Origin of the sequence: Bradyrhizobium sp. HKCCYLRH1034 (genome assembly GCF_051168375.1) — a bacterium.
Taxonomy (GTDB): domain Bacteria; phylum Pseudomonadota; class Alphaproteobacteria; order Rhizobiales; family Xanthobacteraceae; genus Bradyrhizobium.
Genome location: NZ_JBNPUW010000002.1, coordinates 1 through 12,250, shown reverse-complemented (window position 1 = coordinate 12,250; position 12,250 = coordinate 1). Strand labels below are relative to the sequence as shown.

At 66.7% G+C, this 12,250-nt stretch carries 15 protein-coding genes; 11 read left to right on the top strand and 4 right to left on the bottom strand.

The genetic code is table 11. The features are described 5' to 3' along the window. Positions 1 to 15: 15 nt before the first annotated feature. Genes ACQR0W_RS03865 through ACQR0W_RS03850 form a run of 4 tightly spaced genes read left to right on the top strand, consistent with a single transcriptional unit; the run spans position 16 to position 2,259 of the window. Positions 16 to 237 carry a cysteine-rich CWC family protein gene (locus ACQR0W_RS03865; RefSeq protein ID WP_315714381.1) on the top strand — a complete coding sequence of 74 codons (222 nt, stop codon included), beginning with the start codon at positions 16 to 18 and terminating at the stop codon, positions 235 to 237. Continuing rightward, positions 234 to 917, top strand: coding sequence for an HAD family hydrolase (locus ACQR0W_RS03860; protein ID WP_316169326.1), 684 nt, complete (start codon positions 234 to 236; stop codon positions 915 to 917). The genes ACQR0W_RS03865 and ACQR0W_RS03860 overlap by 4 nt, the downstream gene beginning before the upstream one ends. A 40-nt stretch (positions 918 to 957) precedes the next feature. Further along, positions 958 to 1,761, top strand: a complete 804-nt coding sequence (locus ACQR0W_RS03855) for a hypothetical protein (protein WP_316169327.1) — start codon at positions 958 to 960, stop codon at positions 1,759 to 1,761. A gap of 15 nt (positions 1,762 to 1,776) precedes the next feature. Beyond that, the gene (locus ACQR0W_RS03850) at positions 1,777 to 2,259 is read left to right on the top strand and encodes a hypothetical protein (RefSeq protein ID WP_316169328.1); all 483 of its coding nucleotides are present in this window, start codon (positions 1,777 to 1,779) and stop codon (positions 2,257 to 2,259) included. Here ACQR0W_RS03850 and ACQR0W_RS03845 read toward each other — a convergent pair. After that, the gene (locus ACQR0W_RS03845) at positions 2,234 to 2,863 is read right to left on the bottom strand and encodes a TetR/AcrR family transcriptional regulator (protein ID WP_316169329.1); all 630 of its coding nucleotides are present in this window, start codon (positions 2,861 to 2,863) and stop codon (positions 2,234 to 2,236) included. The genes ACQR0W_RS03850 and ACQR0W_RS03845 overlap by 26 nt on opposite strands. A gap of 96 nt (positions 2,864 to 2,959) precedes the next feature. On the opposite strand from ACQR0W_RS03845, the gene ACQR0W_RS03840 reads away from it, so the two are divergent. Continuing rightward, positions 2,960 to 3,742, top strand: coding sequence for a crotonase/enoyl-CoA hydratase family protein (locus ACQR0W_RS03840; protein ID WP_316169330.1), 783 nt, complete (start codon positions 2,960 to 2,962; stop codon positions 3,740 to 3,742). Here the strand turns inward: ACQR0W_RS03840 and ACQR0W_RS03835 are convergent. The 3 genes from ACQR0W_RS03835 to ACQR0W_RS03825 are packed head-to-tail and all read right to left on the bottom strand — an operon-like array spanning position 3,739 to position 5,476. Continuing rightward, positions 3,739 to 4,434 (bottom strand): glutathione S-transferase family protein, encoded by a 696-nt coding sequence (locus tag ACQR0W_RS03835; protein ID WP_316169331.1) that lies wholly within the window; start codon positions 4,432 to 4,434, stop codon positions 3,739 to 3,741. The genes ACQR0W_RS03840 and ACQR0W_RS03835 overlap by 4 nt on opposite strands. A gap of 30 nt (positions 4,435 to 4,464) precedes the next feature. Beyond that, on the bottom strand, positions 4,465 to 4,704 hold the full coding sequence (locus ACQR0W_RS03830) for a hypothetical protein (RefSeq protein ID WP_315714098.1): 240 nt from the start codon (positions 4,702 to 4,704) through the stop codon (positions 4,465 to 4,467). Positions 4,705 to 4,711: 7 nt separating this feature from the next. Further along, positions 4,712 to 5,476, bottom strand: coding sequence for a sulfite exporter TauE/SafE family protein (locus tag ACQR0W_RS03825; RefSeq protein WP_315714097.1), 765 nt, complete (start codon positions 5,474 to 5,476; stop codon positions 4,712 to 4,714). Positions 5,477 to 5,566: 90 nt separating this feature from the next. Here ACQR0W_RS03825 and ACQR0W_RS03820 point away from each other — a divergent pair, with 90 nt between their 5' ends. The 6 genes from ACQR0W_RS03820 (at position 5,567) to ACQR0W_RS03795 (ending at position 11,876) form a co-directional block, all read left to right on the top strand. Continuing rightward, entirely contained in the window at positions 5,567 to 6,490 is a 924-nt protein-coding gene (locus ACQR0W_RS03820) for a LysR substrate-binding domain-containing protein (RefSeq protein ID WP_315714096.1), read from the top strand. A gap of 66 nt (positions 6,491 to 6,556) precedes the next feature. Beyond that, a complete protein-coding gene (locus ACQR0W_RS03815) occupies positions 6,557 to 6,769 on the top strand; it encodes a hypothetical protein (protein WP_035655128.1) in 213 nt (70 codons plus the stop codon). 201 nt (positions 6,770 to 6,970) lie between these two features. After that, entirely contained in the window at positions 6,971 to 7,153 is a 183-nt protein-coding gene (locus ACQR0W_RS03810) for a hypothetical protein (RefSeq protein ID WP_315714095.1), read from the top strand. 188 nt (positions 7,154 to 7,341) lie between these two features. After that, entirely contained in the window at positions 7,342 to 10,650 is a 3,309-nt protein-coding gene (gene uvrB / locus ACQR0W_RS03805) for an excinuclease ABC subunit UvrB (RefSeq protein WP_316169332.1), read from the top strand. A 146-nt stretch (positions 10,651 to 10,796) separates the two neighbouring features. After that, positions 10,797 to 11,585, top strand: a complete 789-nt coding sequence (locus ACQR0W_RS03800; protein WP_315714093.1) for a DpnI domain-containing protein — start codon at positions 10,797 to 10,799, stop codon at positions 11,583 to 11,585. A gap of 9 nt (positions 11,586 to 11,594) precedes the next feature. Continuing rightward, positions 11,595 to 11,876, top strand: coding sequence for a hypothetical protein (locus ACQR0W_RS03795; RefSeq protein WP_316169333.1), 282 nt, complete (start codon positions 11,595 to 11,597; stop codon positions 11,874 to 11,876). Positions 11,877 to 12,250 lie beyond the last annotated feature (374 nt).

The window sequence follows — 12,250 nt, the reverse complement described above, 5'->3', positions numbered from 1 at the left end:
AGGGGCTGGTCGGACGTGGTTCCGAAGGTGACAAATCGTTTAGCGGACATGACCGCGCGGCAACTCATCTGCGAGTCGTGCGGCACGGCGTTCAGCTGCGATCCGGGCGGCTCCTGCTGGTGCTTCGACGAGACCGTGCGCCTGCCGCTGCCCAAGACCGGACAAAGCAATTTCAAGGACTGCCTGTGCGCCAACTGCCTCAAGAGACTGGCGGGCAAACCGGAGCCGGGCTCGTGACGCGCTGGCACGTCGAAGCCGTCCTGCTCGACATGGATGGCACGCTGCTCGACACCGAGAAGGTCTATCTCGAAGCTGCGATCGCGGCGCTGAATGCGCTCGGCTACAGCGATGGCGTCGTCGAGCTCTGTCACGCGATGATCGGCATTCCCGGACCCGACAACGAGCAGACCCTGCGCGACCATTTCGGCGACGATTTTCCGCTGGCCGAAGTCAACCGCCTGTTCGCGGCCAAGACGGTCGAGATCCTGCAGGCGGGCATGCCGCTGAAGCCCGGCGTCATCCCGCTGCTCGATGCGATCGACGCGGTCGGCCTGCCCAAGGCGGTCGTCACCTCGTCCTCGCGCCGCACGGCCGCGGAGCATCTCCGCCTCGCCCGCATCGATCACCGCTTCGATGCGGTCCTGACACGCGACGACGTGGCCCGCGCCAAACCGCATCCGGACCTCTATCTGCTCGCCGCGGAACGGCTGCGGACGCACGCGCCGGCCTGCGTCGCGATCGAGGATTCCAATCCCGGCGTCGCCTCGGCGCACGCCGCCGGCGCGATCACCCTGATGGTGCCGGACATCGTGCCGCCGAACGATCATTCGCGGGCGAATGCGGCGGCCGTGCTGCCGGATCTCGATGCCGCCATCGCGCTGCTCGCGCGCCGTTCGGTGTTGCCCGTCAGGACGTGACGTCACCTCGGCAGGCCGTGAATCGCCGTGCAGCCTTCTCATGAGCCATTTTCTTCAAACGCGGCCGAACACGGTCACGATCGGTTCACGTCGTTGCGCGCCGCCGGCGGCCCTATCGGATGCATTAACCCGCACGCACTACCGTGCAGGCGTTGGCGGATGGGCTTATTTCATGTTGCGATTCATTGGCGCCGCAGGTGCGGCATTTTTGGCTGCGTTCGCAGGAGTGAGTTGGGCGGTCAGGGGATTTCCGCTTCCGGATGGACCGTGGCGGGGCATGATGCGGACAGCTTCGATTGAAACGGTCTCAAACCTTGCTGCGCCGGCGCCGGGGGGCGTGGCTGTCGTGGCTCCCCTATCCCCGACGGTCGACATGACCTTCGGCGGCCCGGAGGCAAAGGAGTTCGACCGCAAGGCGTGGCTCGCGCAGCACACCTCGCAGAGCGACAAGAATCCCAAGCTCGACGCGTTGCGGATGGACGCGTTGCAGGCCGCCACGGCCTACAAGCTGTCGCCGTGCGACAAGACCATGAAGCAGAACCTGGTGGACGCACTGACGGCCTACACCCGCGCCTATGTTGCCAAGCTGGATTGCAAGCGGCAGTTCTGGGGCGCAAAGATCTGCACCGACAAATCGCTCCAGGAGGCGGCCGACAGCGTCGGCACGCCGCTCGATCAGCGCGTGAAGGAGGCGTTGTTCGAAGCCTTCGAGGAGAAGGGGATCACCAAGGCGGACTTTCCGGCCGATGTGCGCGAGGAGGTCCCGCAATTCGCCGGACCCGCTTTCTGGTCCGACGAGTCGGCGGTGTGCCGGACGCGGCAGGCGCAACGGGACCGGCGATAGCAAACGAGCGCTGCCATGAACCGGCTGATCTTCATCATTGCGGCCATCGTCGTCTGGCAGGTTGGCGGACGCCTGTTCCTGACCGAAGCGCCGACCGCGGCGGCGTTTCCGCCCGTCACCGGCGCGGAGTTTCAGGACCACGAGAAATACACCGAGGACGCCCGGCGTTCGCAGCGCGAAGACGCGCTGAAGTCGCTCGACCTCGCCTGGAGCGACCGCTGCGGCGCCAGGCGCGACAGCTTCATCAGCGGCCTCAACCACTACTACTATCACCGGCAGAACCAGAACGAGCGCTATCCCGAGACCTATGGTCCGGCTGGCGCCGCCTATATCGCCGGCGTATGGACCACCGCCGAGGATCGAAGGATCGAACGGCTCACCCAGGAAGCCTACGCCGCCGGCTACATCAAGCCATCCGATTTCGACGGCATGGCCAGCCGGATGGTCGCAACGATCGTTCGCGGCGAGCAGGTCAGGGGACACGGCTGCGCCGGCTGACAGTGCTGCGGGAAGCATATCGCCTCCCCTTCGGCAGCGCCGCCGCGACCAGCGTCCGTGCCGCCGCGCCCGCGGTTTCCATGTAGCTGGCGTCCCGATGCAGCAGCACGACCGCGAAGGCGCCGTCGAGCAGCAGCAGCATCTGCCGCGCGAGCCCGCCGGCTTCGGCAATTCCCTGCTCCTCGAAGATCGCCTGCAGCCAGGCCTCGAACTTCTTCTTGTGGGCGGCGCCGATCCTGATCGCGGGATGGCCGGGCAGATTGGCGAGTTCTGCGGTGGTGCGCAGGAAGCCGCAGCCGCGCCATTTCGGATGTCGCGCGGCGCGCGCGAGCTGGTTGAAGATCCCGGCGATCTTGTCGGGCAGCCCGCCCTCGGTCTCGTCGAACCAGCGCTTGAACAGCGTCAGGTTCGGTTGGTCGCGCGCGGCAAGATAGGCCGCGACCAGATCGTCCTTGCTGCGGAAATGATAGTACAGCGTCTTCTTGGTGACCCCCGCCTTTTCCGCCACCGCGTCGACGCTGACGGCGCGGATGCCATCGGCATAGAACAGCCTGCTCGCGGCGGCGACGATGCGGGCGGGCGTGGGATCGGAGGAACGGGGCATGGCGGCGCTCGGTCAATGTATACTGACCAGTGAATATACCTCGGCTGCCGCGGCGCCTAGTCTTCACCTGCTCCAACCGCCAGCCTGCGAGACACCATGACCGACCTCATCCTGCTCGACATCTCCGACCGCATCGCCGTGATCACGCTGAACCGGCCGCAGCGGCTGAACGCGCTCAGCTACGCGCTGATCGATCGATTGATGGCCGCGCTCGACCGCATCGAGACCGATGCCGGCGTCAGGGCCGTGATCCTCACCGGTGCGGGACAACGCGCCTTCTCGGCCGGCGCCGACATCGACGAATTCACCGCAAGCGTCCGCCAGGGGCGCGCTGCCGCGCTGCGCGACTTCGTCCGGCGCGGCCAGGCGATGACGGCGCGGCTGGAGGCGTTCCGCAAGCCGGTCATCGCCGCCGTCAACGGGCTCGCCTTCGGCGGCGGCTGCGAGATCACCGAGGCCGTGCATCTTGCGGTCGCGAGCGAGCGCGCCAGCTTCGCCAAGCCCGAGATCAGGCTCGGCATGCCGCCGACCTTCGGCGGCACGCAGCGGCTGCCGCGGCTGGTCGGCCGCAAGCGCGGACTCGAGCTGCTGCTGACCGGCGATTCTTTCCCGGCGCCGCGCGCGCTGGAGATCGGCCTCGTCAACGCCGTCGTGCCGCATCACGAGCTGTTGCCGGCGGCGCGCGCGCTGGCGCAGCGCATCATCCGCCACGGACCGGACACCGTCGCCGGCATCATCACCGCCGCGACGCGCGGGCTCAACATGGCGATCGGCGAAGGGCTACAGGTCGAGAGCGAACAGTTCGCGAGCCTGGTCGGCAGCCGCGATCTCACCGATGGGCTGGCGGCCTGGCGCGAGCGCCGGCCGCCGCGTTGCTAGACCGGATGGCCCGGCGACTTGCGCGCCAGCCCATCGAATGCATCGAGCAGCCGCTCGCGCCAGGCATGGACGCTGTCGCTCTCCTCGAGCAGCCGGAACGGGCTCACCACGCGCGCCCATTGGAACCCCCCGAACACGATGTAGTCGGCATAGTCAGGCGTATCGCCGCCGATGAAGGCCTGCGTCTTCAGGGTTTGCCGCAGCGGCTCCAGCGACCTGCGGAAGCCGATGACCGCCTGGTCGCGCGAGGCCATGACCTCTTCGAGGCTCTTGCCGAACCGCGCCTCGCGCGATTTGCGGAAATAGTCGGCATCCTCGGCGGCGAGGTTCTTCGGAATGTCGGCGATGATCAGCGGAAAGATGCCGCCGACGATGGCGATATCGCCCCAGGCATTGAGGAAGCGCGCCATCGCGCGGCCGCCGGCGCCGCCGAACAGCGACGGCCGGTCCGGATAGGTGTCCTCGAGGTAGTTGGCGATCGCCCAGGAATCGGCCACCGCGCGGTCGCCGTCGAGCATGACCGGCACCTTCTCCGATCCATGCGGCGCGATCGCGCTTTTCTCGGTGAAGCGCCACGGAATCGTATCAGCGCTCAGCCCCTTGTGCGCCAGCGCCATCCGCGTGCGCCAGCAAAAGGGGCTGAACGGGCGGCCCGCATCGGTCCCGACGAGTTCATACAGTTTCACGGCCATTCCCGGTCCTTCCTCCAAGTCCGGACCGTTCTAGCGCACGACGCGGCCGTTGTCGCGCAGCAGCCGCGCACCGGCATCGGTGACGATGATGAAGAGGCCGGCGCCCGTGATCGCCTCGCGCGTGACATAGCCCAGATCGGCGGCATCCTCCCACACCGTCAGGCGCGGGCAGCTCGTCCGCCAGGTCGCCACCACTTCGGCATGGCTGCGCGGCGCGCGCGCGACCCATTCGACGAAGTCCAGCACCAGGGGGTCTGCCGATACGGCCATGCTCGCCTCACTCTGCCGCCGCCGAGCTCTGCGCGGCCAGCAGCAGCCAGCCGCCATAGAGGATGTAGTAGCTCGCCACCGCCGTGATGATGCGGTTGGCCCAGGTGCGGAACTGCTGCTCGCTCATCGCCTCGAGCAGCCGCCGCGCCAGGCTCGTGCCGAGCATCGACGCGCCGACGGCGACGAGCGCGAGCACCGGATCGAGGCCCGCGGCCTGATCGATGATGCCGCCGAAATAGATCAGCTTGGTGAGGTGGCTCGCGACCTGACACGTCGCCTTGGTGGCGACGATCGAGCGGCGGTCGAACCGCGCGCCGAGAAAGAACGTGTCGAGCAGCGGCCCCGACACGCCGGTCATCAGCATCAGCCCCATGCAGATCGTGCCGTAGATCGCGCCCTGCCAGACGCTGTCCGGATCGGGCTTGAGGCCGGCCGGCATCAGCCGCGCCATGAACGGGGTGACGCCGAGCAGCAGGAGCGCCGCCGGCTTGTCCGGCACGTAGCGCACCAGCGCCCACAGGCCGAGCGCCAGCGCGCAGCCGACGAGATACACCGCGACCGGCCGCCAGCGGATGTGCCGGCGCCACAGCACCGCACGCCAGCCATTGGACGCCATCTGCGTCGCCGCGTGCAGCACCATCGCCGCCGGCAGCGGCATGATCGCCAGCAGCACGCCGATCAGGATCAGCCCGCCGGCCATGCCGAACAGGCCCGACAGGAACGCCGTCGCCACCATCAGCAATCCGAGCGCTGCAATCAGGGCGGGTGTCATGGCTGATCTCCTCGCCATGCAATTTGTCGCACTGGCGATATCCGCACAAACCGAGTTATCTTGCCCTCCATCAGTTTTCCTGAGGGCGCGATGAGACGGCTGCTGTTCCTCAACGGCATCAAGGCGTTCGAGGCGGCGGCGCGCACCGGCAGCTTCGCCGCGGCAGGCAGCGAGCTCAACGTCTCCGCGGCCGCGATCAGCCGCATGGTCAATCTGCTCGAGCAGCGGCTGGGCGTCGTGCTGTTCGAGCGCAAGGCCAACCGCCTGGCGCTCACCGCCGCCGGCCGCGCCTATCAGAGCGGGCTGACGCCGATCTTCGACGCGCTGTCGAGCCTGACCGCGCAGATCATGGCGCCGTCATCGATGCGGGTGCTGACGCTCGGCGTCGGGCCGACGTTCGCGATGAAATGGCTGATCCCGCGTCTGGCCGATTTCAGCACCGAGCAGCCGGACATCGAGGTCCGCATCACCACCGGCGGGGCGGCGGTGCCGTTCGGTGACGACTGGAGCTGCGGCATCAAGCTCGGCCACGGCGCCTGGCCGGGCCTCGTCGCCGAGCCGCTGTTCGCCGCGGATCTCGTGCCGGTGTGCACGCCGCGGCTCGCCGCGACCTTGAAGAAGCCGGCCGATCTCAAGGGCTCGAGCCTGCTGCGGGTGTCGCATGCCGCCGAGGACTGGGCGTTGTGGCTGAAGGCCGCGGGCGTCACGCGCGTCAGCGCGCGCGGCACCGAGTTCCAGTACTATGGACATGCGCTGCAGGCCGCGATCGACGGGCTCGGCGTCGCCATGGGCATCCGTCCCTATATCGACGACGACCTCGCGGCGGGACGCTTGGTTGCACCGTTTGCATTGACCGTCCCAAAAGGCGAGCGCTGGTATCTTGTCTACCGCCATTTCCAGGCCGGCCAACGTGATTTCGCCGCGTTCCGACGCTGGATCATGCGCGCGGCGTCACAGCCCGCGACCCGGAATTCCCAGCGCAGGGACGCCATCAAAAAAGACGCTGACGTGTGAACCCGTTCACAAATGCTCGGACCAATTCATGCTGTCGTTGCCGTTCGGGACATCCAGGACTGCGCAATGACGTATTTGTACGAGGACTTCGCCATCGAGCCGTTCGAAGCAGGACGCGGCTTGTGGCACGCGCGGATCCGCCGCGCGGACATGACCCCGGTGGTGATCAATGGCGTTTCGTTCCCCTCGCTCGAAGTCGGCTTCGCCTGGTCCGATGCGGACATGGCGATTGCCGACGCGAAAAGCCATATCGACCGCTTTCGCAAGCGGTGGCGCTGACAGCTGCAGACCGAATCGCAGCACTTTGAAGCACGCGACGGAGGATATCGACCGACCCCCGGGAAAAGACGGATAGCGCGACGTGGAACAATCTCCGAGAGTGAAGTCCCCGAGAGTCCCCCCGCGCGGCCAGACGGTTCCAAGCCAACATCAAACGCCAATTCGAAATGCCGAGTGTATTCGTAATGCGGACTGCAATTCATGGCTGAGCCTGCCGTCAAACACCTCGCTTTTTCGGTGCGTACGCGATGCCCGGACTGCGATGCGGAGCTGAGCGTCCTGAGCGTCATCAACGGCCGCGGCGGTTCCGAGTACTGGGCCCTGCAATGCGTCGCCTGCCACGGCGTGCATCTCGACATCGTCGAGCAGCCGACGCGGCATTGAACGGCCGCGTGGCGTCGCGGCAACGCCATCGCGCGCGCCATGGCTCGCGAGTCGCCCGCTGATCTCGTGTGGCCTTTCGGGAGCACGTGCGCCTCGATGCCTGCTGCTGCCACCATGCTGTCAGCAAGGCTGGTGCGCGGCGCCCGATCACTCTTTCAAGTCGGCGCCATCCGTCCCATATTCGGGCCATGGCGAAGACCCCCGACACTCCCAAGAAGCCAGGCCGAACCCCGAAATCGAAAGCGCACCGGCCCGACGTGCAGCCGATCGCGCCCGCGCTCGCCGAGCTGCTCAATCCCGCCATCAACCGGGGCGAGAGCGGCATCGGTTCCTCAACGGGACTGAAGCCGCCGCCGGACAATTCCTGGGACCGCCGCAGCGGCGGCGAGGCCGCCGCGCACCGCGCGCGGGCGTCGACGCGCGGCAAGAGCGCTGAGGTTGCGGCCCGCGACACGTCCGATCGCCCGATCCCGCTGCGGCCGAATCCGCAGCCGGTGGGTGGACGTTCATCGTCAAACAACGATCCGTCGCATGGCCCGCCCCCACCCAACCCTCCCCCGCACGCGGGGGAGGGCTCCAGGCGGCAGGCGCCGCGTGCCGGCGCCAGCGATGATGCCGAGACTGCGCCGCTAGCGTCCCCTCCCCCGCGTGCGGGGGAGGGCCAGGGTGGGGGCCTCCCTCCGCAGCATCACCCCCTCGGGGCGGATGACGCCGCCTCAGCCTCCGGACTCGCCGAAGCGCCGCAAGCCAATTACGGCACCGCCGCCACCATCCCGACGCTCGATCCGGAACTGGCGCGGCAGCTCGGCCTGCCCACCGCCGAGGACGACGAGGAGGCGCTCGCCCGCCCGCCGCGCAACAAGATGGAGGCGCTCGGCGTCAAGGCCACGGCGGAAGCGCTGGAGTCGCTGATCCGCGAGGGCCGTCCCGAGTTCCGCAAGGACGACGGCTCGGTCAAGGTGTGGACGCCGCACCGGCCGCCGCGCCCCGAGAAGTCGGAAGGCGGCGTCCGCTTCGAGATCAAGTCGGCCTATGAGCCGAAGGGCGACCAGCCGCAGGCGATCAAGGAGCTGGTCGAGGGCATCGCGCGCAACGACCGCACCCAGGTGCTGCTCGGCGTCACCGGCTCCGGCAAGACCTACACCATGGCGAAGGTGATCGAGGCGACGCAGCGCCCGGCCATCATCCTCGCGCCGAACAAGACGCTCGCCGCGCAGCTCTATGGCGAGTTCAAGAGCTTCTTCCCGGACAACGCGGTCGAGTACTTCGTCTCGTACTACGACTACTACCAGCCCGAGGCCTACGTCCCGCGCACCGACACCTACATCGAGAAGGATTCCTCGATCAACGAGCAGATCGACCGGATGCGCCACGCCGCGACGCGCGCGCTGCTCGAGCGCGACGACGTCATCATCGTCGCCTCGGTGTCCTGCATCTACGGTATCGGCTCGGTCGAGACCTACACCGCGATGACCTTCGCGCTGAAGAAGGGCGAGCGCATCGACCAGCGCCAGCTCATCGCCGACCTCGTCGCTTTGCAATACAAGCGAACCCAGCACGATTTCACCCGCGGCACCTTTCGCGTGCGGGGCGACGTCATCGACATCTTCCCGGCGCACTATGAGGACCGCGCCTGGCGCGTGAACCTGTTCGGCGACACGGTGGAGAACATCGAGGAGTTCGATCCGCTCACCGGCCACAAGCAGGACGAGCTGGAGTTCATCAAGGTCTACGCCAATTCGCACTATGTGACGCCGCGCCCGACCCTGGTGCAAGCGATGAAGTCGATCAAGTCCGAGTTGAAGATGCGGCTCGACCAGTTGCACGCGCAGGGCCGCCTGCTCGAGGCGCAGCGGCTCGAGCAGCGCACCACCTTCGATCTGGAGATGATGGAGGCGACCGGCAGTTGCGCCGGCATCGAGAACTACTCGCGCTATCTCACCGGCCGGCTGCCCGGCGAGCCGCCGCCGACTTTGTTCGAATACGTCCCCGACAACGCGCTGGTGTTCGCCGACGAGAGCCACGTCACCGTGCCGCAGATCGGCGGCATGTTCCGCGGCGACTTCCGCCGCAAGGCGACCTTGGCCGAATACGGCTTCCGCCTGCCCTCCTGCATGGACAACCGTCCGCTGCGCTTCGAGGAGTGGGACATGATGCGGCCGCAGACGGTGGCGGTGTCGGCGACCCCCGGCGGCTGGGAGCTGAACGAGGCCGGCGGCGTGTTCGTCGAGCAGGTCATCCGCCCGACCGGGCTGATCGATCCCCCCGTCGACATCCGCCCCGCGCGCACCCAGGTCGACGATCTGCTCGGCGAGGTCCGCGCCACCGCGCAGGCCGGCTACCGCTCGCTGATCACGGTGCTGACCAAGCGCATGGCCGAGGACCTCACCGAATATCTGCACGAGCAGGGCATCCGCGTCCGCTACATGCACAGCGACATCGACACGATCGAGCGCATCGAGATCATCCGGGACCTCCGGCTCGGCGCGTTCGATGCGCTGGTCGGCATCAACCTCCTGCGCGAGGGACTCGACATTCCCGAATGCGCGCTGGTCGCCATCCTCGACGCCGACAAGGAAGGTTTTCTGCGCAGCGAGACCTCGCTGATCCAGACCATCGGCCGCGCCGCCCGCAACGTCGACGGCAAGGTGATCCTCTACGCCGACCAGATGACCGGCTCGATGGAGCGCGCCATCGCCGAGACCAACCGCCGCCGCGAGAAGCAGGTCGAGTACAACACGGCCCACGGCATCACGCCGGAGAGCGTCAAGAAGTCGATCGGCGACATCCTCAACTCGGTCTATGAGCGCGACCACGTGCTGATCGAGACCGGCGGCGGCACCACCACCGACGACGTCATCTCGATCGGCCACAATTTCGAGGCCGTGCTGGCCGATCTCGAAACCCGCATGCGCGAAGCCGCCGCCGATTTGAACTTCGAGGAAGCCGCCCGCCTCCGCGACGAAGTCAAGCGCCTCCGCGCCACCGAGCTCGCGGTGGTCGACGACCCCACCGCCAAGCAGCGCACCGTGCAGGGCAAGGCCGGAGCCTACGCCGGCGCCAAGAAATACGGCGACGCCGCCAATCTACCGACCACGGCGATGAAGGGCCGTGGCGGCCGAGCTCGAGCGAAGTCCCGCGACAGGGATCCGCTTGCACCGCTCCTCGATGAGCTCACCGGCAGTCCTTCAGGCCGCCCGGGCGGTCCCTCCGTTCCCTCCCCCCTTGTAGGGGAGGGCCAGGGAGGGGGGGCCGCGGACCGCAGCACTCGCGGCCCAAGCACCGGCTCCAAAGTCCACAAGCCGCATCTCGACGAGATGCACGGCCCGGAATCCCTGCCCTACCGCCCCAACGCCAAGCTGCCGCCAAAGCCATTCGGCAACAGCAGCAAGATCATCCAGCCCACCAACTCCCGCGAGTCCGGCCCCGAATTCGGCCCGGCTCCGCGCTCGACCGGTGGCGCGCCGGGAAAGCGCGGCGGGTGGAAGAAGCGGTGAGGTGTAAACCTTCTCGCCGCCTCATTGCGAGGAGCGACAACGACGAAGCAATCCAGTCCATGCACTTGGCCTGATCTGGATTGCTTCGCTTCGCCGCTTCGCTCGCAATGACCTCCGGTCCCGCGATCTCGACTGGAATACATATGATGTTGAGCTACTCTGCTCACATGAAACTCGGCTTCGAAGAATCCCAGACCGCCTACACCAGCGGCACGCAGAAGGCGCGGGCGTGGACCGAGGCGTGGGTTGGCGCGCAAGCCTATTGTCCGAACTGCGGCCAGTCGAACATGACGCAGTTTCCAAACAACAGCCCGCTGGCGGATTTTCTCTGTAAAGCCTGCAGCGAAGAATTCGAGCTGAAGAGCCAGAAGAAGGCATTCGGCGCCAAGGTCGCCGACGGCGCCTATGGGACGAAGTGCGAGCGGCTGGCCGCCAGCAACAATCCCAATCTCCTGCTGATGAACTATGACCGTGACACCCGGTCGGTCATCAACCTCTTCGTCGTGCCGAAGCATTTCTTCGTCCGCGATATCATCGAGCAGCGCAAGCCGCTCGCGGCGACCGCGCGGCGCGCGGGGTGGGTCGGCTCGAACATTCTTCTCGATCGCGTTCCCGAGTCGGGCAAGATTCACATCGTGCAGAATGGCGTCGTCCGCGCCAAGGAGCTAGTGCTGCAGGAATGGAGCCGGACGCTCTTCCTCCGCAAGGAATCCCTGGATGCGCGCGGATGGCTGATCGAGGTGCTGAAATGCGTCGAGTCGCTCGGCAAGCCGGAATTCACGCTCGATGATGTCTACGCTTTCGACCGCCATCTCAGCCTGCTCTATCCCGGCAACCAGAACGTCCGGCCAAAAATCCGCCAGCAGCTCCAGGTCCTGCGCGATCAGGGATTCCTGGAGTTCGTAGCGCGCGGCCGCTATCGTTTGAAGACATGAGGTCCGGCAATGGCCTGGTTCTTGAACTTCTATCGCTGTGAACGTTGCGCGCAGGCCTGGAGCGATGAATGGTCGTGCATGTGCGACGACGAGTGTCCTCATTGCGGCGCCCGCGACATGTCTCCGTCCCGGAGCGAGGACCTGACAGAGCTGATTTTGGGCAACGAGGATTGCTTTGTCGTCCTGCGATCGGCTGATGACGCCGAGGACGAGCCGTCCTATGAAGAGCTCGGGCGGTTCTCGAGCCGAGCCAAAGCGGAAGAATTTCTCGCAACGTCGGACCCAAATTAGGGGCGCCCTTCACGAAATCCATCAGACGGCCCGCCAGACAACGCGAGAGATGAAGCGCGCATATTCCGAAAAAAATAAACTTCTTGCGCTTTATCGGAATTCATGATTATCTCCCCCGCATCCCGCCTCACCGCAGAGGGGCGCAGCGCGCGATCGTCACGACACGCGAGGTGGGGATGCGATGGCCGCGAGAGATCGCAGCGTCTTCTCACGAAGGCGCGGACGAACGATCGCTTGCGGACGTGAAGTCGCAGCGTCCTGATACCCCGACGCTGGTATCAACCTGGCGCAATGCGAACGCATGGCGCTGGGGATGGTGGCCAACAAGCCCGGCGCACCAGGGAGACTGCGTATAAGCGTGAAGACCGTCGCGC

Excerpts from the sequence above, each read along its gene's own strand:
- ACQR0W_RS03855 (WP_316169327.1), top strand. The coding sequence starts at position 958 with ATGAGCCATTTTCTTCAAACGCGGCCGAACACGGTCACGATCGGTTCA.
- ACQR0W_RS03850 (WP_316169328.1), top strand. The coding sequence starts at position 1,777 with ATGAACCGGCTGATCTTCATCATTGCGGCCATCGTCGTCTGGCAGGTT.
- ACQR0W_RS03845 (WP_316169329.1), bottom strand. The coding sequence starts at position 2,863 with ATGCCCCGTTCCTCCGATCCCACGCCCGCCCGCATCGTCGCCGCCGCG.
- ACQR0W_RS03840 (WP_316169330.1), top strand. The coding sequence starts at position 2,960 with ATGACCGACCTCATCCTGCTCGACATCTCCGACCGCATCGCCGTGATC.
- ACQR0W_RS03835 (WP_316169331.1), bottom strand. The coding sequence starts at position 4,434 with ATGGCCGTGAAACTGTATGAACTCGTCGGGACCGATGCGGGCCGCCCG.
- ACQR0W_RS03830 (WP_315714098.1), bottom strand. The coding sequence starts at position 4,704 with ATGGCCGTATCGGCAGACCCCCTGGTGCTGGACTTCGTCGAATGGGTC.
- ACQR0W_RS03825 (WP_315714097.1), bottom strand. The coding sequence starts at position 5,476 with ATGACACCCGCCCTGATTGCAGCGCTCGGATTGCTGATGGTGGCGACG.
- ACQR0W_RS03820 (WP_315714096.1), top strand. The coding sequence starts at position 5,567 with ATGAGACGGCTGCTGTTCCTCAACGGCATCAAGGCGTTCGAGGCGGCG.
- ACQR0W_RS03815 (WP_035655128.1), top strand. The coding sequence starts at position 6,557 with ATGACGTATTTGTACGAGGACTTCGCCATCGAGCCGTTCGAAGCAGGA.
- ACQR0W_RS03810 (WP_315714095.1), top strand. The coding sequence starts at position 6,971 with ATGGCTGAGCCTGCCGTCAAACACCTCGCTTTTTCGGTGCGTACGCGA.
- uvrB (WP_316169332.1), top strand. The coding sequence starts at position 7,342 with ATGGCGAAGACCCCCGACACTCCCAAGAAGCCAGGCCGAACCCCGAAA.
- ACQR0W_RS03800 (WP_315714093.1), top strand. The coding sequence starts at position 10,797 with ATGTTGAGCTACTCTGCTCACATGAAACTCGGCTTCGAAGAATCCCAG.
- ACQR0W_RS03795 (WP_316169333.1), top strand. The coding sequence starts at position 11,595 with ATGGCCTGGTTCTTGAACTTCTATCGCTGTGAACGTTGCGCGCAGGCC.